Consider the following 25,854-nt stretch of genomic DNA (forward strand, 5'->3'; position numbering starts at 1 on the left):
TCTTATATTTTTTTAAATATTACAACTCCGTTGTGCCCTCCGAAACCGAGAGAACCGGAGGCGGCGCAAGTAATTGTGCCTGAAACTCCCTTATTGGGAACATAATCCAAATCGCAGCCGGCTTCCAAATCCGGTTCCGTCAAGTTAATTGTGGGCGGGAAAAAGCCGTCTTCCATTGCTTTAATACAGAATATAGCCTCCAGAGCTCCGGCCGCTCCGAGACAATGCCCTATCATAGATTTTGTAGAAGATATTTTCATTTTATAGGCATGTTCTCCGAAAGCCTTTTTTATCATTGCGGTTTCTGCCGGGTCGTTTATAGGTGTGGAAGTTCCGTGTGCATTGTAATACTGAACATCTTCCGGTTTTATGCCGGCATCATCCAAGGCTTTTTTCATTGCGGAAGCTCCGCCTTCACCTGTAGGGTCCGGACTTGTAAGATGATAAGCGTCCGAAGAGCCTCCGTAACCTGCAAATTCGGCATATATTTTTGCTCCGCGTTTTTTTGCATGTTCATATTCTTCCAAAATAAGAATACCGGAACCCTCTCCCATAACAAAGCCCGAACGTTTTTTATCGAAAGGACAGCAAGCCTTTTCAGGATTATCGTTATGCTCAGAAGCCAGTGCCTGTAAAACACTGAATGAGCCTATACCGAAGCCTGTAATGGCGGCTTCAGTTCCGCCTGCAAGACAAACGTCCAATCTGCCTGAGCGGATTATATCGAGAGCATTGCCCAAAGCGTCCGTTCCGGAAGCGCAAGCCGTTACTACAGTCCATGAAACACCGCGTATGCCGAAGTGCATATTTATATTTCCCGCCGCTTCGTTGGGAATAAGAAGAGGTATTGTCATAGGCGGAATACGGGCAGAGCCGGCTTCAAAGTATTTTTTAAAAGAGCTCTCATGTACTTCAAACCCTCCTATACCGTTTCCGAGTATAATTCCGGTACGGTCCGGGTCTATAGTTTCTTTTGAAAGCCCCGCATCCTTCATCGCCTGTACGGCCGCCGCCACTGCAAATTGAGTAAAACGGGCCATTTTGCGGGCATCTTTTTTGTCCATAAATTCCGCAGGGTCGAAATTTTTGATTTCGGCGGCTATTTTTACCTTATGCTCCGAAGTGTCATAATGGGTAATTTTTCCTATGGCACAGCGGCCTTCTTTTATACCCTGCCATGTTTCGTTAATTGTATTTCCTAAGGGAGTTACGGCTCCTATGCCTGTAACAACAACTCTTCTCATATTATCCTCCATAAAAATTTGAAATTTAAGCTCCAAGTCCTCCGTCTACTCCTATTACCTGAGCGGTAATATACAAAGACAAATCGGAGGCCAAGAATACGGCGGCATTTGCAACATCAACAGGTTTGCCGGCCCGCTTTAGGGGTATTCCTTCTACCCATTCTTTGCGCATCTCTTCTTTTACCGCAGCGGTCATATCGGTTTCGATATATCCGGGCGCTATGGCATTTACACGCACACCCCTTCCTGCGGTTTCTTTGGCAAGGCTTTTTGTAAGACCTATAAGCCCGGCCTTGCTGGAGGCATAATTAACTTGTCCGCCCTGACCGTGTAAACCTACTATACTTGTCATATTTATAATGGAGCCCGTTCTCTTTTTTATCATATCCGAAGATACGATTTGAGAAGCTATAAAAGCTCCGGTAAGATTAACGCTCAACACGGAATCCCAATCCTCCCGTTTCATACGGAAAGAAAGGCCGTCTTTAGTAATGCCTGCATTATTTACCAAAATATCAAAACCGCCGGATTTTTCCAAAGCGGATTTTATTGCGGCAGTAAGCTCTTCGGCATTACCGCAGTCGGCATATATTTCACAAAACACTCCGTTTTGCGATTTTGCAAAAGCTTCCATTTCTTCTTTAGCTTGTGAAGGTTTTGTACACAAGCCCCAAACCTCAGCGCCTTCCTCAAGAAAACGGCGGACAATTTCCTTTCCGATACCTCTCGAAGAGCCGGTTACCAATGCTTTTTTTCCTTTTAATAACATATAAACCTCATTTATAAAATTATATGGAAACCGTTAAACTTTAAAAGTTTTAATAATTTCCGACAAATGTTCCGACGTTCCCGTAGGAAGACAAGTTCCGGCATAACCGCTATCCCGCCATAAATTACAAAGCGTATTACCCGGCCCTATTTCCAATAAGCGGCTCTCTTCTCCGGCTGCAAGTTCCGAAACTTCTTTTTCTTCGTTTACCCATAAAACGGGATAAGTTAAATGAAGAACGGCATTTTTTTTAGCTTCGGCTCCCGTTAAAATTCTTTTTCCGGTAACATTGGAAAAAAGAGGAATTTTAGGGTCTTCAAAGGTAACGCTTTCAAGCACCTCGGCGAATTCTTTTGCAGCATTACGCATAAGAGGCGAATGAAAGGGGCCTGCAACCGAAAGCTTAACAAAACGCTTTGCTCCGGCTTCTTTACATATTTTTTCGGCAATATCCAAGCCTTCGGCAGTTCCCGATACAACCGTTTGTGCGGGACTGTTCATATTTGCGGCAAATACAATACCCTTTTCAGTATCCGAATATGGCTTTAAAAGTTCGCACACTTTTTCGGACGGTAATTTTATCACGGCCGCCATACCGCCTGCGCTATCTCCCGCAGAAATTTTTTCGCACCATTTTTGCATAATTTTACCGCGGCGCATAACGATTTCGGTCATAGTTTTAAAATTTAAAACTCCCGCCGCATATAATGCGGAAAATTCGCCCAGACTGAAACCTGCCGCGGCGGAAGGCAAAATACCGTTTTCTTTTAACACGGCACAAATTGCCGTTTCTACAGCGGTTATCGCCAATTGACTTTTATCGCTGCGGGCAAGTTCCGCATTTTCAGTATTCCATAAAAAAGACGCTATATCTTCTCCGGTAATGGAGCTCATCTCATCAACGACGGAACGTGCGGCGGGATACAGTTTGCAGATGTCTTCCGCCATACCCTTAAACTGAGCGCCTTGTCCCGAAAATAAAAAAACAAATTTCATTATTCCCCCAAGTAACAAAAGTAAAATACACTTAAAATCTTACAACACAGCCGCCCCATGTAAGACCGGCTCCGAAGCCCGCCATAATGACGGTCATACCTCTTTTTATTTTTCCGCAACGCATAAGGTCATCAAGGGTAATGGGAACTGAAGCGGCAGAGGTGTTACCGTAATTTTCTATATTGCATACAAACTTATCGGTACCGCTCCCGAGCCGTTTTGCGGCAGCTTCCAATATTCTTTCATTTGCCTGATGACATACGACAAAGTCCACATCGCTTATACGTAAATGCTCTTTTTCAAGCAATTGTTCTACCGTTTCGGTTATAACGCGCACGGCAAAATTATATACCGCCCTGCCGTTCATACGTATATGATTATATTCGTCTAAGTACAGTTTGTCTACACCTTTTCCGTCGGAACCCAAAACGACCTCTCCTATTCCAATCTTATCGGAAGTAAAGGTATTTTCAAGTAAAACGGCTCCGGCTCCGTCTCCGAACAAAACACAGGTAGAGCGGTCATTCCAATCTACAATGCGGCTTAAAACTTCGCTGCCGCAAACAAGGGCAAATCTCCAATTATGCCTTTGCATCATAGCCGCCGCAGTATCCAACGCATACAAAAATCCGGAACATGCTGCCGATACGTCAAAACAAACGGCCTTTTCCGCATTTATACCGCTTTGAATAAGGCAGGCATTTGAAGGAAAGCCGTTAAATTGAGGCGTGGCGGTTGCACATAAAATTAAATCGATTTCATTTGCAGATACGGGAGTATCTTGAGTATTTTTCAATGCTTCTTCGCAGGCCTTACAGGCTAAAGAAGCGCTTGAATCTTCCTTACCGGCAATCCGCCTTTTGGAAATTCCGGTATGGCTTTTAATCCACTCATCGGAAGTATCAAGCTCCGCAGGAAAATCGGCATTTTCCATTTGTTTTATGGGAAGCGCTTTTCCCGTTCCTTTAATCAAAATAGACATTTTTATCTCCGAGGCGGTATGTTATAACATTTTTTGCTTTTATGTCAACAGTGCTAAAACAAGATATTTTAAATTTTGTATGGATTAATATTTTAAACCGTACAAAAGAACTGCCGCTTTCGACGAAATCATATATTTTAAAAGGTTAAATTTTATCGGTTAAAATTTGAGATAAAATTTCGGTATCAGTATCTTCTTCAATTGTAATATTAAAGCCGTTTTTTAAAAGCAAGGATATTTTTCCGTTATCCTCCGTTTTCCAAGAATGAATTTTATCCCAATACAAATGGTCGCCGTAAATAATTCCGTTTTCATATACGCCGGCGGATTTGGAATACTTATAAAGTATGCATAACAGGGTAAGTATTTGTAAACCTAAAGCCGTAAAGGCTAAAATCTTATTTTCCTGTATTATTAAAGAAATATACATTATTAAACATGAAATAAGTGAAAGAGAAATATTTTTCTTATTCATTATCTTGGCAGATTTAAATGAAAGCAGTTTTTTCCCCATAGGCTTTTTTAATTTACCTATCGGTTCCCTGCAAAAATACAAAGGGAAAATATATAAAAAACCCATTAAAGCATAAAATAATACATTAAGTATAATAAATAAAACTATAGAAGTATTCATTCTTTATATCCTCCAAACTTATAAAGATTACTTATTATAACTTTTATACAAATATATTACAAGACACAGGCTCTTAATTCCCTATTGAACAGCTTACCGTTTTTAATTATAATACCTCATTATGGAAAAAATGCAAAGAACCGTAACCTGCGGCGGCTTAAATAAAAATTTTGCAGGAAAAACCGTTGTGTTAAACGGCTGGATTCACCGTAAAAGAGACCACGGAGGAATTACTTTTTTAAATTTGCGCGACCGCTACGGTCTTACTCAAGTTGTTATAGACGATGATGCTTCCGAAGAATTAAAAAACCTTGCCGCCTCTTTAAAGCAGGAATTTTGTATTGCGGTTGAAGGAACGGTACGTTGCCGTCCCGATTCTATGATAAATAAGGAAATGCCTACGGGAGAAATTGAAGTAAAAGCTCTTAAAATAGAAGTACTCTCAAAAAGCGATGTACTCCCGTTCCAAATAGATGAAAAAACAAATGCAAGCGAAGAGCTTAGATTAAAATACCGCTACCTGGATTTACGCTCCCAAGCCATGCAGGAGCATATTATTTTACGCTCAAAGGTAAGTTTTGCCGTAAGGGAATATTTAACTTCAAAAGAATTTTTAGAAATTGAAACACCGACTTTTATAAAATCTACGCCGGAAGGTGCGCGGGACTATCTTGTTCCTTCCCGTCTTTATCCGGGAAAATTTTATGCTTTACCGCAATCGCCTCAGATTTATAAACAAATTTTAATGGTTTCAGGCTTTGACAAATATTTTCAAATTGCACGCTGCTACCGTGACGAAGACGCCCGCGGGGACAGACAACCTGAGTTTACTCAAATCGATATTGAGATGAGTTTTGCCTCGCGCGAAAATGTTCTTAATTTAACCGAAGGTATGATGCAATATGTTTTTAAAAAAACTATGAATGTAGACATTCCTAAAGAATTTATAAGGCTTTCTTATGACGAAGCAATCGACTTATACGGAACGGATAAACCCGATTTGCGTTTTGAAATGAAAATGCAGGACGCTTCTTTTATGGCGGAATTGGGAGACTTTACCGTATTTAAAGATGCCGTTTCTCAAGGCGGAGCCGTTAAGGCCTTGGTAGTAAAAGCGCAAGCGGAAAACTATAGCCGTAAAAAAATTGAAGAGCTGGAAGCCGCCGCAAAAATCTACAAGGCAAAGGGGCTTGCCTGGCTTAAAATAACGGACGGAAAATTCGAAGGCGGCATTACAAAATTCTTTGAAGGAAAAGAAAATGAAATCAAAACCCGGCTGGGAGCTGAAACGGGGGATTTAATTCTTTTCGTTGCGGATAAATATAAAATTGCCTGTACGGCCTTAGGCGCCGTACGCAGTAAACTCGGAAAAGATTTGGGACTTTTAAACCCTTCCGAATTTAAATTCGTGTGGATTATAGACTTTCCTCTTTTTGAATGGAGCGAAGAAGAAAAAAAATGGGAGCCCGCTCATCATATGTTTTCCGCTCCTCAGGAAAAATATATTTCGACGATGGAAGAAAACCCTGAACCTGTAAAAGGAGACCTTTACGACCTTGTTTTAAACGGATACGAAATTGCTTCAGGCTCAATAAGAATTCATAATCCCGAGCTTCAAAAACGTATTTTTAAAATAGTAGGTTTCGACGAAGCGGAAGCCGAAAAGAAATTCGGCTTTTTAACCGAAGCCTTTAAATACGGGGCGCCTCCTCACGGCGGAATAGCACCGGGTCTTGACCGCATTGTAATGATTATGGCGGGAGAAACTTCAATAAAAGAAGTTATAGCCTTTCCGAAAAATACCTTTGCCGTAAGCCCGATGGACGACAGCCCCAGCGAAGTGGACCAAAAACAGCTTGATGAACTTCATTTAGCGGTTAAAAAATAAAACCGCAAAGCGAAACTCTTTATACTCATACGGAAAATAAAGGGGCGGCAAAACTTTGCAAAGTTAATCTTGCACCCGACGCTCGGGCGGCTTTTTAATTTAACCGCCGGAAGAAGTTATAGGAAATATTAAAGAGTTTATCTTTTATTCACATAATAAAAAAGCCCGTTATTATTTTAAAATAATAACGGGTCTTGTTTTTATATCCCAAGTTCAGCTCTTATTTACGGATAAGACTATAGTTTCCAATAAATTTTGCATATTTTTCAAAACGGCGGAATCTTTTATTCCGTATCTTTTTGCAATAACCGCCGTCTTAGTAAAAACTATTCTGACGGTTTTATCCTTGTTTTCAATAACACCTATTTTCATCGGCAGCTCCAGTGCCGCTAAAGGCTCTTGCAGCATTAACTGCGTTCCCGCCTTGGGATTACCGAACACGATTATTTGTGAGGACGGCATTGAAAGCCCTACTTCTTCCGCATTTTTCCTGTGGTCAAAATCCGCAAAGACGGTAAGATTTTTTTCTTTTAAAACGGCTTTAATTTTTGTAACCGTAGTTTTAAAATCGTACTTGCTGGTTACGACAAACAAGTCATCCGATACATTCTCCGCAAACAATGATGTTCCTAAAATAAGCAAAGTTGAAAGAATGAATATCTTTTTCATAAAAACTCCTTACGGGCGGGCATTACACAATGCCTGCCATAAATTGATATGATTTATAAACAAAAAAGATAGGCCTAGGTAACAATTTAAAAAGAATAAGAAGACTACTGCTCTGCCGGCTCCAAGTCCCATTCTTTGTACAGCAAGGTTAAAAAGGATTTCATAATATATTCTCCGCCTGAAATCGTATAGTGAGTTCCGTCATCGCGCATAAGTTTTATTTTCGTTCCTTCGGAATTTTGTACCGTATCCGTATACGGAACCCCTTCTCCTGGAGCTGCGGCGCTTAAAGAAAATTTAACCAATTGCTCATTTGAATATTGCAGGGCAATTTTAGTTTGCACTTTTTCTATATAATTTAAATCTTCGTTATAAACCTTATTGCGCACCACAGGCATTCCGAGCCAATATATTTTTTTTGTGTTTGCAAAAAGAATATCCAAGTGTTTTTTTATTTTTTCGGCATAAGCCTCTTCCCATTTCGGAGTTTCTTTAACTAAGATTTTTCCGTCGGCACCGTAAAAGTTTTGATAATCGTTCATGCCCAAAAAAATTACCGTAATATCAAACGGCGTTTGTTTGTTTTCGGCAAAAACCGATTTAAGTTTTTTAGGCCAATTATAATAATCTCCCCGAATAAAGCCTGAAGACGGTACTGATATTTCAGTTATTTTTACGGAAGAATTTTCCCCCGTAAGCCGCATAAAGCCCCCTGCAATACTCCGCATCTGAGAATCACCTATCATCAGCACACGTAAAGGTTTTTCTTTTGTATATGTGTACTTAACTTCTTTAATTTCGGTAACGGGCGGTAAAGAGTTTTCCGCAATTTCAGTTTCCGCACCGTCCTCTTCCTTTTTTTCCTGAACTGACACTTCAATTTTTTCTTCTTCTTTAATGTCTTTATTCCGAACCTTTTCTTCATCGATAAAAAGCTCTTTTTGCAATAAAACTTCCTCTTTAGCTCTGTCTTCCGCAATCCGCAATTTATTTAAAACATTTTTTAAAGCGTCAAGTTTTTTCTCAAGAAGAGCAATATCGGAACTGAGCCTTGCGGCTTCATTTTTATTTGTCTGAGCGGAAAAAACCGAATCCGAATTTTCCGTCTCATTTTCGGTTACCGTATTCATATAATAAAAATTATCCCAATCGCTGTGGTTTTCAAGCTTTGCCGCACTTAAAAAAAGAGAGCGTATTTTCGGAACTACGGAATCTATCCCGTATTTTGATGAAAAATCGGAAACGGGTTTTATACATTCAAGGTATATTTTGGAAAGGTATACGTTATTTATTTTTACCGCAGCCGCATTTAAAGAGCTGCCGAGTAAAATACTTATACAAATAAGCGTAATTAAAAAAAAGAGTAAAGTTTTATTTGCGGAATAATATCCCCATTTTATTTTGCTTAAAAAAGAGAAAGAAAACATTTTTTTTTCTTTTAGAAGTTTTTCCATTTTATTAACTCCTTTTTAAAACCCGAAATAAATAAACTGCGGTACTCCCGAAGTTGAAAGCGTAAAAATTAAAGCGATAACGGCAGCGGAAAAAACGGCTTTAAAAACCAAGGGAACACGGATATAAATTTCAAATACTTTTTTTCTCAAATTTTTTGAAGGAAGCTGCATTGTTAAACCCGCAAAAAAGACAATCAGAATAAACGGGTTTATAATTTGAAACGGTTTAAAAAAATTCTTTAAAGAATTCAAATACAAATTAAATTCCGAAAGGCTTCCGGAAAAAAAAATAAGCCAACTTATGTTTATAAAAACAAATACAAAAGAAATTTTTAACGCATTTACGAATTTATTTTTATTTTCCATATTTTCAATAGGAATTGTATTAAAGTCTTTTTCAATTTCTCCGTTTTTCTTTATCGTGCCAAAAAGACGCTCAATAACAAGCATTAGCCCCTGTAAGCACCCCCAAATAATAAAGGTTAATTTTCCGCCGTGCCAAAGGCCTGCAATAACCATTGTAAAAAATAATGCAAACAGGGTGCGCGGAAGGCCGAAACGAGAACCTCCCAAAGCAAAATAAAGATAATCTCTAAGCCATGAAGAAAAACTTATATGCCACCTTCTCCAAAATTCGGTTACCGACTTTGACAAATAAGGACGGTTAAAATTATCCGGTGTATTAAATCCGAAAAACAAGCCTACGGAAACGGACATATCGCTGTAACCTGAAAAATCGGCATAAATTATAATTGCGGTACAAAGAATACCGAAAATCAATTCCGCCGTATTATAAAACTGCGGATTTGCAAAAATCTTATCCGTAACAAGTACCGTTAAAAAATTTGCAATTATAATTTTTTTATAAAGCCCGGAAAGAAAAAGTAAAACGGCCCTATCAAGCTCTATAGGCTTTGCCTTTTTTTCTTCATCGCAATTAAGCGCTTTAGGCAGATTTTTTAAAAAGTATTCGGCCTGAACTATAGGACCTAACGAAATTTGCGGGAAAAACGAAACATATAAAAGAATATCCCAAAAGGATTTCGTATGGCGAATTTTACAAAGATAAATATCGAAAATATAACTCATACAACGGAAGGTATAATAAGAAATACCCACAGGCAACAAACACGAGTATATTTTAATTTGTGTCAAAAACGGCGAAGCACCGTACATGTCAGGAAAATATTTATTAAAAACTTCAAGTATTCCGTATAAATATTTAAAAAAACAAAGATACAGAATATTTAAAACGGTTATAATTATAAAAATAAATTTACGAGGATTATAATTTTTTTCTTTTTCTAGAAGAAACCCGTAAAAATAATTTATGGCGGTAACCGAGAACAATAAAATACAAAAACGCCAATCCCAAAACGAGTAAAAAATATATGAGGCAAAAACCAAAAGAATTTTACGCTGCCTTTCCTGCCTAAAAATATACCAGTATAAGAAAAACGTAATGAGAAAAAAAACTGCAAATTGAAATGTAGGAAAAAACATCTTAAGGTTTACGGAAAAGTCTTAGGTTTGTTCGCCATTTTCCGCTGAATTTCCGCAGCGCGTGCAGGAGGCATAAGCGAAAACCAATAAGACACTGAACTTGTCTTTTCTTCTTGAGCCGCTATACTTTCCGCTGCACGCAAAACATCAATTATATCCTGGTCGTCCATTTCCAAAAGATTCGCCACCGCCTTTGCAGGCACCATACCGTTCATATATTTTGCAATCTGAATAATATTGGCATTTCTATCGTTGGTTTCGGTTAATATCAAGTTAAAGTTTTTTTCTTTTCTTCAACCGCACTTTGTCTTGCATCAAGTTCTTCCGCAATTTGTTTATTTTCTATTTGTTTTGCTTTAAGCTCTTCTTCCTGTTTTGCCAATTCTTGAGCTTTTATTTCAAGAGCCATAAGCCGTTTTTCATACCTGTCGTTCTCAAGCTCGGCAAGTTCATCTCCGCTTAAAGGCGTAACTCCCTGCGGGGTTTGTAAGCCGAAAAGAGAGTATACGGGAGAAAACATTCCGCGCGTATTGATTAATCCTAAATAATCGAACCACAAAAGCCCGCCGAAAACAAGCAGAATTATCAAAATTAAGAGAACAATTATCCTTCCGATGGAACCGCCGTGTCTCATCTTAATACCTCCATACACCCAACATAAATTATCGGCATACCGCCCTTTTACTTAAATCGGGCGGATACATAAATTTTTCTTGCTTTAATGCTGGTATAAATATTTAAAATACTCCATATCGGTGGAAAGAATTTTTTCGGTCTTGGGTAAAGAAGTTTTATACATTTCTATACTTTTCCAAAAACTGTAAAATTCCGGAGACTTGCCGTATGATTGCGCATAAATTGAAAGAGCCTTTGCATCGGCATCACCCTTTATCTTTTCCGCTTCCGCATAAGCCTTTGAAAGAATATTTTTCTTTTCGTTTTCCAGTTTACCGAGCCATTCAGCCTTTTTACCTTCGCCCGTCGAACGGAAAGTTTGAGCTATTTGATTTCTATCTTTTATCATTCGGTTAAAAACCGAATTTTGAAGCTCATCGGAGTATTTAATTTGTTTAAAAATAACATCTATTACTTCAACTCCGAATTCTCCAAGCTGGTTATTCGCTCTTTGTAAAATTTCATAAGCTAAAGTATCTCTTCCTTTTTCTATATCCGCAATTTTATTTTTTTCGTTAGGCAAACTCGTAATATCCACTTCTTCCGTATTTATATCGAATTTTTCTTTGTGTTTACTTTCCTTTATAATGTTTGAAGTTCTGACTACATTGTCCAAACTGTTTATACTTATAACGTCTCTTACGGCGGAATCTATAATATCGGAAAGTTTGGAAAAAGCTCCTTCATAAGTTACAACCGATTCATAGAATTTGCGTATATCAACAATACGCCAGCGGCTTGTAGTATCCACTTCGATAAACTGTTGTTCTTGAGTAAGGACTCTTTGAGGGTCTCCGTCAAGGCGCAAAAGTTTTGCACTGTATCTGTTTACCGTTTGAATGAGGGGTATTTTAAAATGAAGTCCTGCAACCTTTTCCGTTCCTACGATTTTACCCAACTGAGTAATAAGAGCAAATTCGCCTTCGTTTAAAATATAAAACGGAGAGGAAAAAAATACAAGAACTAAAATAACAACAAATAAAATAAAAAATTTTAAACCCTTTTGAGATTTTGATTTTTCAGGTTTTATTTTATTTCCGTTGGCGTTTACATTTTCATAATTATCCGTATTCATATCTTATTCTCCTTTTTGTAAGTTTTTAAGAGGTAAAAAATTTTTTAAATTTTTATCGATAACAATTAAATTATCCGTATTTTCAAATACTTCGCCTATTGTTTCAAGATAAAGTCTTCTTCTGGTTACTTCGGGAGCTTTTATATATTCAGTATAAATCGCATTAAATCTTGCAACATCGCCTTGAGCCTTATTGGTACGCTCAGCCGCATAACCTTTTGCTTCCTGAATCATCTTATCCGCTTCGCCCTTCGCCTTAGGAATTTCCTTATTGTATGCTTCCTTACCTTCGTTAATTAACCTGTTCATATCCTGAATGGCGATATTTACATCTTCAAAAGCGGCCTGAACTTCTGAAGGAGGCACAACATTTTGAAGCTGCACGGAAGAAACTGAAATTCCTAAGCCCAGCTGTTCATACCTTTTATTCATTAAGTCCTTAGATAATATCTGAATGCTGTCGCGCTCGGTTCCCATAATATCCATTATTGCTCTGTCTCCCACCAAGGCGTTTATAACAGATTTTGAAACATCTCTAATTGTCTTATTTCTAACTGAATTTTCTACATTAAAAAGCCATGCCTTCGGGTCCACTATTTTATATTGAACGACCCATTCCAAATTGATAATGTTTAAATCGCCTGTAAGCATAAGAGACTCATGCGTTATAGAATTTTGATATTCGTTACGCTCTCCCGATGAAGAAGTCCTAAACCCGAATTCTTCCTTTTGAACAATTGTAACGGGAACATTATAAACCTTATCTACAAACGGAATAACAAATTGAAGTCCCTGCGTAAGAGTGCGGTTATATTTACCGAAACGCGTAACAACTCCGTTATCCGTAGCAGGAATTATTTTTACCCCTGAAAAAACGGTAATTGCAATTACGGCAATTATAATAATACTGCGCAAAGCATTTTTAAGTTTTGCACCGTCAATTTCTTTTTTCATTTTATCCTTCTCCTATGATTTTTTTTAATTATAGTATAAAAGTAAAAAAGTGTATATAGACCGATTTTATAAATAAAACACTGTAGCGGTAAATTCTTACGTTACCGAAAATTTACAAATAGGCGAAAAATTTTTCCAAAAGAAACAGGTTATAAAGCACTATAAGTCTATCGGCACTTCCGCCCGTAGAAATATTTTCTTTTTCACACCAGGACGACAATCTTGCACATTGAAGGTCAAATACGGACTCAGGCGAAGATAAAACTGCTTTCGCTTTTTTTTGAAGTTCCTTTAATTTTTCATACCCCTTTCGCTTTATAACCGTTGTATCGCAAGTTTCGGAAATCAATTTTAAAACAATTTTTTCAACCGTAATTTTAGGCTCGACGTTTAATCCGGTTTTACCGTAATCGGTATTTAAAGCATCTTTTAACATCGGAAGAAGGGTTTTAAAATAAAAATCCAAGCCGGAAAGAACTTCCCCGCGTATTCCGAAATCTCCTACAGTTAAAAAAGTATTAAGGGAAACCTCGGAGCAATTTTTTAATTCAAAATCTTTTTTTACTTCCCGAGAAAATTTTTTTATTTCTTCACTTAAATAATTAAAAGATTTTCCTCGATGAATCAGTCTATAAACACAGGCATTTAAAATAAGGAGTAAAAAAAAAGGCTCCCTTATAAGTATTTACCCCGTTTGTAAGATTAAAAAGTTCCAGCTCCGTTTTTTTTCCGTAATTGCGCAACTCGGAAAATGAGGCACATTCTTTTAAGGTTAAATTCCGCACGGAATTTCCTGCAAGGGGAATACATTTAAGCATTAACAAAAAATCCATATCGCTGTGAGAGCCTTTTCCGTTTGCGGTAACGCAGCCGAATCCGTATATCCTGCAAAGCTCAGTAAGCATTGCAGCTTCGGCAAAACTTGCAAGCTTATCGGTTAAACTTCCTTTAAGAAAATCAAAATAAACTTTTTTATTTATAAAGTTTATAATTTCATTTTTTGAGTGGCGCAAACTCCTTGCACAAAATGCGGCAGGCTCGCCGCACAAAAAACATTTACGTAAGGTTATATCCCGTCCGCTTATTTTTAAATCGGCACGCGAAAAGAGTTTATCGGAAGTTAAAACATCAATATCCGCCAAACGTCCGAGAAAGTGTTCTTCCTCTATTTGAACGGTAAGATTTTTTAATAAATAAGGATTTGTTTTTACAATTAAAAAAAATATAAGCCCTTCTTCATTTGTATATGAATGAAAAATTTTTAAAGGTTTAACTTTTTTTTCACATTCGGAAAATATCTTATAAACAATCAGGCAGGATTCAATGCAGCCTTTTTTTTCTCCCGGTATATTTGCCCGTATTACAACAAGAGTTGATTCGGGAAAATCTTTTAAAAGTTTTTTTTCAAAACCGTCGGTTTTTTCCCTTGCTTCCAAAAGAGGATATTTATTTTCCATAATTTTTATTTTTTAAACCTTGTAAAAAATTATATGTAAAGGAAGAAACATAGTCTTTTATTTCTTCAAGAGAGTTATTTTTATAGGCTCTGCGTACCGCCGTTGCGGAAATAATTTTCTCATTATGTCCTTCTGTCTTTTTGCGCTTAATAATTTTTACTTCGCATTTAGGCGGTAATTCCGCTAAAAGGGTTTTATTATAAAGCCCTGTGCTTATATCAAGAGGCTCTTCTCCTAAAAAACGCACTCCGATATTAAAAAAGGGAACAAAGTATTTTAAAAAATTCTTGCATCAAGCTCCGTTTGATTTTTTTGCACTAAGGCTGTTTCCTTTAAAAAATAAGAAGGAAATGTCGCTTCGCTTATTAAAAATTCCGATGAGGGAAGAACAAAAATATTTTTTAAGTCTTTTACGTTTTCTTTTACCAAAAAAAATCTGTCTTTAAAAGAAAAAAAACTTTTATCGTTTTCCACTACAAAAACAAAAAGAAGTTTTTCGTTGTTACAATACTTTAAAGCTTCTTCTATTAAGTGGCGGTGCCCCAATGTAAAAGGATTTGCATTTATCACAATTGCGGCATTTAATTTTTTTTTTATTTCAGCTTTCGGGCAATATTCTAAAAATTTTTCTTTTAACGTCTGCTCCGCCGTTTTTTCTCCGCGGTAAAGCAGAGCGGAATCGGCCGCCGTTTCCAAAACGGTAAAACCTGCATTGGTAAAAAAATGAGCCGATGTTTTTTTTGTAAAAATAAAAAACGATTTATAGTTTTCGCTATAGGCTTCTTTTAAAAGAGCCGATAAAATTTCATCGGTTAATCCCAAGCCTTGAAACTTTGAATTAACGGCAAAACATTTTAAAATATTTTTTTCTCTGCCGCCGCATGCAAGAAGATTATCGGCATCATCAAAAATTCCGTAAAGACTTTCTAAAGAGTCTTCCCTTAATCCGTTTTGTTCCAAGAGAGAAATAAATTTTTCTTTTTGATTTAAAATATTTAAATTTATTTTTTGTAAATTTGTCATAAGCTATAAAATCGGCAATTTTAAATTTAATCTTGCCGATTGTACAAAAACTAAAGGCTTTTTAAATACTCTTCCCTTCCCAATTTATAAAGATTGTTTCCTTTGGAATCTATAATACAGGTTACGGGAAAATCTTCTACATAAAGCCTTCTGATTGCTTCGGCACCCAAATCTTCATAACAAATAAGTTCCGCAGACTTTATTTTACTTTTGATTAAGGCCGCCGCTCCTCCTATTGCCGCAAAGTAACAAGCTCCGTGTTCCATTATTTTTTCAACAACGGCATCATTTCGTTTTCCTTTTCCTATCATTGCCGCCAAGCCCTCATCTAAAAGCTGCGGAGTATAAGCGTCCATTCTATAGCTTGTGGTAGGGCCAGCAGAGCCTATAGGCTCGCCCGGTTTTGCAGGCGTAGGGCCTACATAATACATAACGGCGCCTCTTACATCAATCGGAAGCCGCTCGCCTTTTTCCAAAAGTTCGCATAAGCGTTTATGAGCCGCATCACGGCCGGTGTAAATATAACCGGACAGTAAAACTATATCCCCTGCCTTTATATCTTTTAAATCTTCCCGCTTAAGCGGTGTTTTAAGTTTTTTTGTTCGCTCATCTTAAATTCCTCTATAGTTCAACTTCCTTATGTCTTGTTGCATGACAGTTTATATTTACACAAACCGGAAGTCCTGCAATATGAGTAGGAAAGGTTTCAATCATAACACGCAAGGCCGTAGTTTTTCCGCCGTATCCTTGAGGGCCTATTCCCAAAGCATTTATTTTTTCAAGCATTTCTTTTTCCAAATCGGCATAAAAGGGGTCGGAATTATAAACATCAAAGGGACGCATTAAAGCTTTTTTTGCAATAAGGGTTACCTTATCCACGGTGCCCCCTATACCGACACCGACGACAATCGGAGGACAGGGATTGGGGCCTGCAAGCTCAACGGTTTCCAAAATGAATTTTTTAACGCCTTCAATACCGTCGGAAGGCTTAAGCATTGCAAGCCGTGACATATTTTCGGAGCCGAACCCCTTGGCCGCAAACATTATATGAAGTTTATCACCTGGAACAATTTCATAATGTACCACGGCAGGCGTGTTATCCTTTGTATTCACCCTGTTATACACAGGGTCTTTTACAACGGACTTTCGTAAATAACCGTCGGAATAAGCCTGTCTTACGCCTTCATTTATTGCATCTTCAATATAACCGCCTTCAATATGAACGTCCTGCCCTATTTTTACAAAAAGAACGGCCATTCCCGTATCCTGGCACATAGGCGAAGCCGTATTTTTTGCAATTTCGGCATTTTCGATTATTTGGTCAAGCGTATCGCGTGCCAAAGTCCACTTTTCCGCTTCCCTTGAAAATTTAAGGCTTTTTAAAACATCGTCGGGAAGATAATAAGCCGCTTCAATTGCCATTTTGCGGACTTCCTCGGTAATTTTTTTTGCTTCTACAATATGCATACTCAACATACTCCAAAGTTAATGCAGGACATTATAATGCCCTTTTTAGGGTTTTCTATTATAGAATATAAATACAAGACCGTCAAGAACGTACAGCCGATATGCAAGAATATAAACCGGCTGTCAACGTAAAAGTAAGAGATTTTTTTATGCAAAAAATAAAGGTTAACGGCTCTTTAAACAAATTAAAATCGGTTCTTTATAAAAACATATCAGATTTTAAAAAAAAATACTTAAGAGTTTTTTCACTATTCCGATATATTTAATAAGCACAGCAAATGGTTAGTGCTTCCGTCTTCTGCCGGAAATGTCAGAGGATCCGGAAATGACATATCGGCAGGGATGCCGCGGTAGTTTTTATCTGCCGAAAATCACCAAAGGAGCAGGAATATGATCATTAATCACAACATGAGCGCTATGTTTTCACAGAGAACATTGGGACACACCCATTTATTAAATCAGAAAAACATAGAAAAACTTTCGTCGGGCTTACGCATTAACCGAGCGGGCGATGATGCATCAGGTTTGGCTGTATCGGAAAAGATGAGAAGCCAAATTCGCGGTTTGAACCAAGCAAGTACAAATGCACAAAACGGTATTTCTTTTATTCAAGTTGCGGAAGCTTTCCTTCAGGAAACAACTGATGTTATTCAAAGAATCCGTGAATTAAGCGTACAGTCTTCCAACGGTATTTATTCCGCAGAAGACCGCTTGTACATTCAGGTTGAAGTATCACAGCTTATTGCTGAAGTAGACAGAATTGCAAGCCATGCTCAATTCAACGGTATGAATATGCTTACCGGAAGATTCGCTCAAGAAACCGGAGAAAACACAGTTACGGCCTCCATGTGGTTCCATATCGGTGCCAACATGGACCAGAGAACACGTGCGTACATTGGAACAATGACGGCAAAGGCCCTCGGAGTCCGCAATGTGGGAAGTGAAGAAATTATGTCAATCGACACTCCCGAAAAAGCAAACCGTGCAATCGGTACCCTTGATGAAGCTATCAAGAAAATCAACAAACAGCGAGCCGATTTAGGTGCATACCAAAACAGACTTGAGCTTACTGTTGTAGGTATTAACATTGCAGCGGAAAATCTCCAAGCCTCGGAATCGCGAATACGCGATGTCGACATGGCAAGAGAAATGGTGGATTACACCAAAAACCAGATTCTCACACAATCCGGTACGGCTATGCTTGCACAGGCAAATCAGGCAACGCAAAGCGTTATGACCCTGTTAAGGTAGACGTAGACAGTTTGACGGGAAGAGCGGCTTTAAAAACGGCCGCTCTTTTTTTTATTTCTTACCGAAATTTTGCACTGAAAATTCATACCTTTAAATACCGGAAAATCATTTTATTTATAAAATCTCCAATTTCGTACTTGATATTTCTTTATTTATGTGATAATATGCTATATTAAATTATTGGAGGATAACTACATGGCAAACGCTACAAGCCGAGGTAAAAAAGTAAAAACAGAGAATGATGAACTTTTAAAATTGGTTACATTTCAGCTCGGTGAAGAACTCTACGGCGTAGAAATTATGGACGTAGACCAAATAGTCAGAGTTCAGGATGTAAGGCCTATACCTAATGCACCCTATTATGTTGAAGGTATTTTCAATTTAAGAAGCGAGATTATCCCGATAATAAGTTTGCATAAACGCTTTCACATCAAAAAAGCCGCAATCGATGAAAACGACCAGTTTTTAGGCGGGTTTATTATCATTAAAATCGAAAATAATAAAATCGGAATTATAATCGATAAAATTGCCCGCGTTGTAGACGTAAAAAAAGAAGAAATTCAGCCCCCGCCTCAAATGATAGCGGGTATCGGAGCCGAATATATTCACGGTGTAGTAAGGCGGGACGCAGGTTACCTTATCCTTTTGGATATTCACAGGTTATTTAATCCCAAAGAATTACAAAAAATTACCACAAATTTATAAGATGAAAATTCCCGTTTACAGTTCCACAATACGCCGCTCCGAAATGGACGCCGTGCTTACCTGTATGGTTGAAGAAAAAATCGGGCCCGGTGAAATGAGTCAAAAGCTGATTAAACAAATTTGCGAAACTTTTTCGGTTTCGGGAGCGGCAGCTTTCAGAAGTCCGGCTATAGCCCTTAACTATGCGCTTTCGGCTCTTAATCTGGAAGAAGGTTCCGAGATAATTATTTCGGCTCTTGCGCCTTCATGGCAATATACGGAATTACAGCGTAAAAAATTTAAACCTGCCGTAATAGATGTTCAGCAGGATAACGCTCTTATAAATTTTGAAGCCGTAGAAGCGGCGGTTCAATCCGGAGGAAGAGCTCTTATTTTACACGAAACTCTCGGATTTTTACCGGATATCGAAAAGATTTTAACTCTTAATATCCCCGTAATAGAAGATATTTCACAAAGTGCGGGTGCCATTTATAAAGAAAGGCCGGCAGGAAGTTTGGGCGTTTTTTCCATTTTAGGTTTGGAAGAAAAAGATATATTAACGGGCGGAGGCGGAGCGGTTTTACTTGCTCCTGAAAGACGCAATTCAATCATTTTAAAGCGGCTTTATGATGAAGCTCCAGTAACCGACCTTTTACCGGATATAAACGCATCCCTTGCCTTCGTACAACTTAGACAAATGGGAAAAAATATGGATTTACGCAAAGAAATGAATGAAGCTTATGTAAGGTCGATAATGCAGGGAAAGCACAAAACGATTCCGCTGACCGAAGGCTCTACAAATCCCGTTTATTCATTTCCCGTTATTTTAAATTCCGGTGCGGCCGATGTTCAAAAGTATGCGGCAAAAAAGAATATTGAAATCGAAGCGGCATTTAAAAATTCCGTAGTCGATTATTTAAAAAAATCGGAAGAAAATAAGGAAAATCAAGAAGCGTTTATAAATGCAGCTTCTCTTTTATTGCGCTGTGTTCTTTTTCCGCTTTACCCCAGACTGGGAGCAAAAAAATCCGCGGAAATCGCAAAGGTTTTGGCTACCCTGCCCTAATTTTTTTTAAGGAAAATGTTTTGAAAAGCGCCTTAATCGTTGTAAGTACCGATAAACCTGAAACCGAAAAATTAAGCGGAGCAATCGGTGCTTTTCTTAAAGAAAACGGAATAGATTTTACCGTTTATGAATATTCGGGGTATTCACACTTACCCGGGTTAAAAAGCGGTTTTGATTTTGCCGTCAGTTTAGGCGGCGACGGAACCGTTTTGTTTACCGCCCGTTACTGCGCTCCTCGAAATATTCCCGTATTTCCCATAAATTTCGGACGTTTCGGTTTTATTGCAAATATAGAACCTAACGAATGGAAAGTCGAACTTATTAACTTTTTAAACGGAAAATCGGAATTGCATGAAAGGAGCTTACTTTCAGTTGCAGTAAAGAGAAAAGAAAAAATAACGGATTCTTTTGAGGCCTTAAATGATGCCGTCATTTCAGGAGCGGGAATCGCCAAGCTGATAAATTTGGATATAGGTTTTAACGGTATTTCCTTCGGAACATTCAGGGCGGACGGAGTAATAGTTTCAACGCCTACAGGTTCCACCGCATATTCGGCAGCTTCAGGAGGTCCTATCTTGGACCCGAGCACTTCTTCCTTTGTACTCACGCCTATTTCTCCGTTTTCACTTTCAAACCGCCCGCTGGTGCTTCCTTCAAACGGCAAAATGATAATACGGGTTTTACCTGCACGTACGAAAGAAGTAATTCTTTCCGTAGACGGACAGGAAATTTTTTCACTTAAAGAAGGCGATAAGATAATAATAAGCGAATCGCCTAACAAGGTTAAAATGGCTGGCTGCTCGCCGGATAATTTTTACAGAGCCCTACGCTCAAAACTCGGCTGGTCGGGCTCCTCAAGATAGTTAAAAGATACGCCTCTTTCTTTTTAAAACTCGATTGAAAATTTTTAAAAAGGTTATTGTATCCGTTCTACAGCCTCCAAAGTATATAAACTGTAAAATATTTTTTTAAGCCTAATTAATTCATCAAATGTTCCGCATTCGCAAACTCTTCCGTCCTGTAATACAAGAATTTTATTATATTGAGCTAATAAGTTTTTATTTAATCTATGTGAAACGGCGATAACCGTTTTATCCTGTAAAGATAAAATTTGCTTTTCAATCTCCTGTGCGGTTTCGGCATCAAGGCTCGAAGTTATTTCGTCCAATATTAAAACCGGTAAATTTAATAATAAACAACGGGCAATAGCAAGTCTTTGTTTTTCGCCTCCTGAAAGTTTACTTCCGTTTTCACCTACCTTAAATTTTTTACCGTCGGGATTTTTTTCAATCAGATGCGAAAGCCCCGAATGTTTTATCGCTTTATCAATTTCGGTATCCTGAAAATTTAAACCCAGCCTGATATTATTTTCAATAGTATCGTCAAACAAAAAAACATTTTGATGAATCATTCCGAATTTTGAATATAAACTTTCGGCTTTTATATCGCATAAATTTTTACCGTCAATAGTTATAGAGCCGGAATAGTTTTTAAAGTATTTTAAAAGAAGTTTTAATACGGTAGATTTCCCCGAACCCGTTTTTCCCACCAGCAAAACTTTTTCTCCCGTGTTAATTTCCAAATTAAGATTTTTTAATACTTGATGTTCAATTGAATTACCGCTTAAATCATTTTCATTTGTTTTAAATGAAAAATTAACATCGGTAAATTTTATTGAATCGGTAAAATCGAATTTTTCGACACAATCCGTATCGGAAGGCTTATTGTTTTTTAAAACATCAAGAATTTTGGCGCTTACGGCTCTTACAGTATTTAATTCCGCAAAACCCTTTGCTATACCTTGTATAGGGCTCAGAATATGATTTACCAATTGAACGGCGGTAATAATCCCGCCTATATAAAATTTTCCGTTAAGTGAAAGATATGCGCCTAAGAGTAAGGGAACAAAAAATAAAAGCCCGCCCAGCGTTGATGAAATATTTTGTACTGCTGAAGTGGAATTATCTTTAGCTCTCTTTTTTTTGTAATTATTTTATTTTGTAATAAAAAATTTGCAGAAACCTTTTTAACGATATTAAAACCTTTAATAACCTCAAAGCCTGAAAGATAATCTTTTACATACACCGTAAATTTTTCCAATGCGCTTGAATAATCCTTTCCGGCCTTTCGTAAAAGCCCCGATAAAATTCCAGGTACAACCATCGGCACTAAGGCGGTAAGCAGAACCGTTATTGCAATAATCCAATTCAAATAAAAAATTGAAGCTATACCGAATAAAAACAAGCATATATTCGATAAAATTAAAAAAACGGAACCGAAATAATTTGTTTCTACTAACGACATATCCGTTAAAAACATAGAAATATATTCATTGGAATTCCTTTCTATAAAAAAACTTATCCGACTGTTCATTATTGAATTAAAAAAATCCGAGCGAACATGTCTTATGGAATTTGTAAGATAGTTATTGTAAAGAACGGAAGTAATAAAATTTAAAGCTCCGGTTAAAGTCATTATAATTGCAGCTTTAATACCTTCCGCATATAAAGCGGAAAGTTTACCGTCAACGGCAACCTGTATTATGTTACCCAACAAAAAAGCAAAATAAACCGTACCGAATGAAGCTGCAACAGCAAATAAAACGGCAAAACAAAAAGAAAACTTTGATTTTAAAATATACTTAAACATAAACCTGTTCCTAAAGTTTTTTGTAATACTCGTAAAGTGCCTGAGTCCCCTTTTCCGCATAACCTTCTTCATTCATTTTATTGAAAAAATTTTGAGCAAGTTCCAATACGGGGATTTTTATATTAAGCTCTTTTGCAACGCTTAAGGCTATGTTTAAATCTTTTAAAAAATGTTTTATGTAAAAACCGGGCGCATAATCTTTATTAAGCATTTTAGGACCGTTATTTAAAATTTGCCAACTGCTTGCAGCTCCGCCTCCTATTGCATCAAGCATTTTTTTCGGATTGAGGCCCGACTCTTCCGCATAGCGTACGGCTTCCACCGCACCGAATAAATTCGCGGCCACTGCAATTTGATTTGCCATTTTCGTATGCTGACCCGAACCCGCGCCGCCCTGCAATGCCCATGATTTCCCCATACAGGCAAAAAAAGGCTCAAGTTTTTTAAAAGCGGCTTCATTGCCGCCCGCCATAATCGAAAGAGTTCCGTTTTTGGCTCCTATATCTCCGCCGGATACGGGAGCATCAACGGATTCCATTCCGTTTTTTTCGGCTTCTTCATAAATCTTTTTTGCCAAAACTGGACTTGAAGTTGTCATATCAATAAAAACGGTGCCAGCCTTTGCCGTTTTAAATAAACCTTTTTCACCGAAATATATTTCCTCCACATCTTCAGGATAACCTACAATAGTAAAAATAATATTGCAATTGGGAGCAAGGTCGGAAGGGCTTTCATACCATACCGCACCTTTTGAAATAATATCTTCTGCGGATTTTTTTGTACGAGTGTACACATGCAGATTCGCTCCGGCTTGACGAAGCCTTTCGGCCATACTTTTTCCCATAACACCTAAACCGATAAAACCGACATCAGAATTCTCTACTTTCATATTTTCACCTCTTTAAAACATTGTAACAAAATAACAAAAAATATTCCACTCCGTTATCTTAAAGAACCCGTATTATAATATTTAAAAATATAACTTATAAGGCAGACTTGAAAAAAAACTATAATAAATGTATTATATTGAAAAGGTTTTTAACTTTAAGTGTTTATTCATAGATTAAAAACTGCAAAAATTACAAGTTACCGAACGGAGAGAGAATATGAAAATAAAACCCGTAACAATTACAGGCAGCGGTTTGACAATTGAAGATGTTGTTGCCGTAGCAAGAAACGGAGCTGAAGTAAAAATTTCGGCGGAGGCGAAAAAACGTATTAAGGATTCAAAAAAGATTGTAGATGAAATCGTAAAAAGCGGAAAACCTACTTACGGTATTTCCACCGGATTCGGAGAGCTTTCTACAGTTACAATTACAAAAGACCAAAACGGAGCCTTGCAGCGTAATTTAATTTTAAGCCATGCCTGCGGTGTCGGGAATCCCTTTCCTGAAGATATTGTCCGCGCAATTATGCTTTTGCGCCTTAATACCCATGCAAGCGGTTTTTCGGGCGTAACGCCAGCCGTGCCTGAAATTCTTGCGGGTATGCTTAATAAGGGTATAACACCTTATGTTCCGGAAAAAGGCTCCTTAGGTGCAAGCGGAGATTTGGCAAACCTTGCGCATATTGCCCTTGTTATGATTGGAGAAGGAAGAGCTTATTATAAAGGCAAACTTATAAGCGGAAAAGAAGCCTTGGAAAAGGCCGGATTAAAACCGGCAGTTCTTTCCGGAAAAGACGGACTGGCTATTATAAACGGAACCCCCGTAATGTCAGGTATAGGAGCCTTGGCATTACACGATGCGGAACAGCTTTTAAAAACCGCCAATATGGGAGCAGCCTTAGTATTTGAGGCTTTTAGAGGCATTACCGCCGCCTTGGATACCCGCATTCATAAATCCCGCCCTCATCAGGGACAAATCGATACGGCACAATTTATTTTAAAAATGCTGAAAGGCAGTTCTTCTGTAAACACACGTGAAAACGATGTTCAAGACCCCTACACTCTACGCTGCGTTCCTCAAGTACACGGAGCAAGTGCAGATGCAATCCGATATGTACGCAAGGTTTTGGAAATTGAAATTAACTCGGTAACCGATAATCCGCTGGTTTTTCCGGATAACTGCGACGTAATTTCAGGAGGAAATTTCCACGGACAGCCTATTGCAATCAATATGGATTTTCTCGGTATTGCGGTAAGCGAACTTGCAAATATAAGCGAAAGACGGATTGAAAGAATGGTAAATCCGCAACTGAACGGAGGGCTTCCGGCATTTTTAATTGAAAACGGAGGAGTAAATTCCGGTTTTATGATTCCGCAATATACGGCAGCCTGTCTCGTTTCCGAAAATAAGGTACTCGCCCACCCTGCAAGCGTTGATTCAATTACCTCATCGGGTAACAAAGAAGACCATGTAAGTATGGGAACTACGGCAGCCCGAAAACTGACCGAAATAATAAAAAATGTCCGCCATGTGCTTGCCATTGAATGGCTCGTAGCGGCTCAAGCCTGCGATTTACGCGGAATAAAAAAATACGGTAAGGGAACCGAAGCTATGATGAAGCTGATACGCAAACACATAACAAAGGTTACGGAAGACCGCATTCTTTATGACGATATGATGAAGGCCTTGGAAATTATTTCAAACGATGAAAATATTGATACAATTGCAGCATCGGTAAAATAAAAATAACTTAAACAGATAAGTTATAACGGGGCATAATATGCATAACAAAAAAAGTATCATTCAAACAAAGTTATTTTCTTTTGAAGATAAGGCATATAAGGACTTTAATAAAAAACTTATTCCGAATATAAATGAAAATACTATGATAGGTATAAGAACTCCGGTGCTTCGTAAATTCGCCAAGGAATTTTTTAAAGCCGAACCGGAGCTTACTGCCGTTTTTATGAGAGAGCTTCCTCATGTCTATTTTGAAGAAAATAACCTTCATGCCTTTTTTATCGAAAATATAAAAGAATATAAAAGTGCAATGGAAGAAACTGAAAAGTTTTTACCGTATATTGACAACTGGGCGACTTGCGACAGCTTTTCTCCGAAAATATTTAAAACCGAACACGCAAAAGTATATAAAAAAATTCTCGTTTGGATAAAATCAAAGCATTGTTATACGGTACGCTATGCAATCGGACTATTACTGTCAAATTACCTTGATGAACTTTTTAACGGCGAAATGCTTGAACTTGTTTCAAAGGTAAGGTCGGAAGAATATTATGTAAATATGATGATTGCATGGTATTTCAGTTTTGCTCTGATAAAACAATATGATAAAGCCCTTCCGTACATTCAAAACAGGCGCCTTGCCCCGTTTACACACAACAAGGCGATTCAAAAAGCAATTGAAAGTTACCGCATTCCGAAAGAAATAAAAGATAAATTACGCACAATGAAAATAAAACAACCTTAATTAAAAATTTATTTAAGCTACCCTTCCGTTTCCCTTATCTTG

Annotated in this window: 23 protein-coding genes and 3 pseudogenes; 7 read left to right on the forward strand and 19 right to left on the reverse strand. The window is 37.8% G+C overall.

Going from position 1 to position 25,854, the window contains the following annotated elements; genetic code table 11:
- Window positions 1-2: 2 nt before the first annotated feature.
- The 5 genes from fabF to DYQ05_RS09630 all read right to left on the reverse strand — a co-directional run bounded on the left by fabF (window position 3) and on the right by DYQ05_RS09630 (window position 4,625).
- On the reverse strand, window positions 3-1,244 hold the full coding sequence (gene fabF / locus DYQ05_RS09610; RefSeq protein WP_024465299.1) for a beta-ketoacyl-ACP synthase II: 1,242 nt from the start codon (window positions 1,242-1,244) through the stop codon (window positions 3-5).
- A gap of 25 nt (window positions 1,245-1,269) precedes the next feature.
- On the reverse strand, window positions 1,270-2,013 hold the full coding sequence (gene fabG, locus DYQ05_RS09615; protein WP_020965802.1) for a 3-oxoacyl-[acyl-carrier-protein] reductase: 744 nt from the start codon (window positions 2,011-2,013) through the stop codon (window positions 1,270-1,272).
- Window positions 2,014-2,046: 33 nt separating this feature from the next.
- Window positions 2,047-3,009, reverse strand: coding sequence for an ACP S-malonyltransferase (locus tag DYQ05_RS09620; RefSeq protein WP_206183338.1), 963 nt, complete (start codon window positions 3,007-3,009; stop codon window positions 2,047-2,049).
- A 31-nt stretch (window positions 3,010-3,040) separates the two neighbouring features.
- Entirely contained in the window at window positions 3,041-3,991 is a 951-nt protein-coding gene (locus tag DYQ05_RS09625; RefSeq protein WP_020965804.1) for a beta-ketoacyl-ACP synthase III, read from the reverse strand.
- 145 nt (window positions 3,992-4,136) lie between these two features.
- Window positions 4,137-4,625, reverse strand: coding sequence for a hypothetical protein (locus tag DYQ05_RS09630; protein WP_024466382.1), 489 nt, complete (start codon window positions 4,623-4,625; stop codon window positions 4,137-4,139).
- A 130-nt stretch (window positions 4,626-4,755) separates the two neighbouring features.
- Here DYQ05_RS09630 and aspS point away from each other — a divergent pair, with 130 nt between their 5' ends.
- A complete protein-coding gene (gene aspS, locus DYQ05_RS09635) occupies window positions 4,756-6,513 on the forward strand; it encodes an aspartate--tRNA ligase (protein ID WP_206184130.1) in 1,758 nt (585 codons plus the stop codon).
- Window positions 6,514-6,726: 213 nt separating this feature from the next.
- Here aspS and DYQ05_RS09640 read toward each other — a convergent pair whose 3' ends face one another.
- From DYQ05_RS09640 to DYQ05_RS09685, 11 genes and pseudogenes are all read right to left on the reverse strand, one after another.
- Window positions 6,727-7,182 carry a DUF302 domain-containing protein gene (locus DYQ05_RS09640; protein WP_024466384.1) on the reverse strand — a complete coding sequence of 152 codons (456 nt, stop codon included), beginning with the start codon at window positions 7,180-7,182 and terminating at the stop codon, window positions 6,727-6,729.
- Between the two features lie 104 nt (window positions 7,183-7,286).
- Window positions 7,287-8,636, reverse strand: coding sequence for an SGNH/GDSL hydrolase family protein (locus DYQ05_RS09645; protein WP_252723337.1), 1,350 nt, complete (start codon window positions 8,634-8,636; stop codon window positions 7,287-7,289).
- 15 nt (window positions 8,637-8,651) lie between these two features.
- The gene (locus DYQ05_RS09650) at window positions 8,652-10,139 is read right to left on the reverse strand and encodes an MBOAT family O-acyltransferase (protein WP_206183339.1); all 1,488 of its coding nucleotides are present in this window, start codon (window positions 10,137-10,139) and stop codon (window positions 8,652-8,654) included.
- 8 nt (window positions 10,140-10,147) lie between these two features.
- Window positions 10,148-10,773: pseudogene (locus tag DYQ05_RS09655) on the reverse strand (periplasmic-type flagellar collar protein FlbB).
- A gap of 84 nt (window positions 10,774-10,857) precedes the next feature.
- Window positions 10,858-11,889, reverse strand: coding sequence for a protease modulator HflC (gene hflC, locus DYQ05_RS09660; RefSeq protein ID WP_206183340.1), 1,032 nt, complete (start codon window positions 11,887-11,889; stop codon window positions 10,858-10,860).
- 3 nt (window positions 11,890-11,892) lie between these two features.
- On the reverse strand, window positions 11,893-12,843 hold the full coding sequence (gene hflK, locus DYQ05_RS09665; protein ID WP_206183341.1) for an FtsH protease activity modulator HflK: 951 nt from the start codon (window positions 12,841-12,843) through the stop codon (window positions 11,893-11,895).
- A 112-nt stretch (window positions 12,844-12,955) separates the two neighbouring features.
- Window positions 12,956-13,309, reverse strand: coding sequence for a triphosphoribosyl-dephospho-CoA synthase (locus tag DYQ05_RS14730; protein WP_493666643.1), 354 nt, complete (start codon window positions 13,307-13,309; stop codon window positions 12,956-12,958).
- 163 nt (window positions 13,310-13,472) lie between these two features.
- Window positions 13,473-14,300, reverse strand: a complete 828-nt coding sequence (gene citX / locus DYQ05_RS14040; RefSeq protein WP_252723339.1) for a citrate lyase holo-[acyl-carrier protein] synthase — start codon at window positions 14,298-14,300, stop codon at window positions 13,473-13,475.
- Window positions 14,290-15,323, reverse strand: a pseudogene (locus tag DYQ05_RS09675) (nucleotidyl transferase family protein). Before DYQ05_RS09675 ends, citX begins: the two are co-directional and overlap by 11 nt.
- 50 nt (window positions 15,324-15,373) lie before the next feature.
- A pseudogene (locus tag DYQ05_RS09680) lies at window positions 15,374-15,913 on the reverse strand (Fe-S-containing hydro-lyase); the annotation flags it as partial.
- Window positions 15,914-15,944: 31 nt separating this feature from the next.
- The gene (locus DYQ05_RS09685) at window positions 15,945-16,790 is read right to left on the reverse strand and encodes a fumarate hydratase (protein ID WP_020965816.1); all 846 of its coding nucleotides are present in this window, start codon (window positions 16,788-16,790) and stop codon (window positions 15,945-15,947) included.
- Between the two features lie 390 nt (window positions 16,791-17,180).
- Between DYQ05_RS09685 and DYQ05_RS09690 the strand changes: the two genes are divergently transcribed.
- From DYQ05_RS09690 to DYQ05_RS09705, 4 genes are all read left to right on the forward strand, one after another.
- A complete protein-coding gene (locus tag DYQ05_RS09690; RefSeq protein WP_024465740.1) occupies window positions 17,181-18,041 on the forward strand; it encodes a flagellin N-terminal helical domain-containing protein in 861 nt (286 codons plus the stop codon).
- Window positions 18,042-18,236: 195 nt separating this feature from the next.
- A complete protein-coding gene (locus tag DYQ05_RS09695; protein ID WP_020965819.1) occupies window positions 18,237-18,746 on the forward strand; it encodes a chemotaxis protein CheW in 510 nt (169 codons plus the stop codon).
- 1 nt (window position 18,747) lies between these two features.
- Window positions 18,748-19,791: a DegT/DnrJ/EryC1/StrS family aminotransferase gene (locus DYQ05_RS09700; RefSeq protein ID WP_206183342.1), complete on the forward strand. Its 1,044-nt coding sequence runs from the start codon at window positions 18,748-18,750 to the stop codon at window positions 19,789-19,791.
- Window positions 19,792-19,811: 20 nt separating this feature from the next.
- Window positions 19,812-20,654, forward strand: coding sequence for an NAD(+)/NADH kinase (locus DYQ05_RS09705; RefSeq protein ID WP_206183343.1), 843 nt, complete (start codon window positions 19,812-19,814; stop codon window positions 20,652-20,654).
- Between the two features lie 53 nt (window positions 20,655-20,707).
- Here the strand turns inward: DYQ05_RS09705 and DYQ05_RS09710 are convergent, their stop codons facing one another.
- From DYQ05_RS09710 to DYQ05_RS09720, 3 genes are read right to left on the reverse strand one after another with little or no spacing between them, the layout of a single operon-like run.
- Complete coding sequence (locus tag DYQ05_RS09710; RefSeq protein WP_206183344.1) at window positions 20,708-21,622, reverse strand: ATP-binding cassette domain-containing protein; 915 nt, start codon at window positions 21,620-21,622, stop codon at window positions 20,708-20,710.
- Window positions 21,623-21,681: 59 nt separating this feature from the next.
- Window positions 21,682-22,440: an ABC transporter transmembrane domain-containing protein gene (locus tag DYQ05_RS09715; protein ID WP_206183345.1), complete on the reverse strand. Its 759-nt coding sequence runs from the start codon at window positions 22,438-22,440 to the stop codon at window positions 21,682-21,684.
- 10 nt (window positions 22,441-22,450) lie between these two features.
- Complete coding sequence (locus tag DYQ05_RS09720) at window positions 22,451-23,329, reverse strand: NAD(P)-dependent oxidoreductase (protein ID WP_206183346.1); 879 nt, start codon at window positions 23,327-23,329, stop codon at window positions 22,451-22,453.
- A 217-nt stretch (window positions 23,330-23,546) separates the two neighbouring features.
- Between DYQ05_RS09720 and hutH the strand changes: the two genes are divergently transcribed.
- Both hutH and DYQ05_RS09730 read left to right on the forward strand, forming a co-directional pair.
- The gene (hutH, locus tag DYQ05_RS09725) at window positions 23,547-25,070 is read left to right on the forward strand and encodes a histidine ammonia-lyase (RefSeq protein WP_206183347.1); all 1,524 of its coding nucleotides are present in this window, start codon (window positions 23,547-23,549) and stop codon (window positions 25,068-25,070) included.
- A gap of 37 nt (window positions 25,071-25,107) precedes the next feature.
- Window positions 25,108-25,812, forward strand: coding sequence for a DNA alkylation repair protein (locus DYQ05_RS09730; protein WP_194075482.1), 705 nt, complete (start codon window positions 25,108-25,110; stop codon window positions 25,810-25,812).
- The last annotated feature ends 42 nt before the right edge of the window (window positions 25,813-25,854 follow it).

The sequence above is a fragment of the Treponema pedis genome, from assembly GCF_017161325.1.
Classification (GTDB): Bacteria; Spirochaetota; Spirochaetia; order Treponematales; family Treponemataceae; genus Treponema_B; species Treponema_B pedis.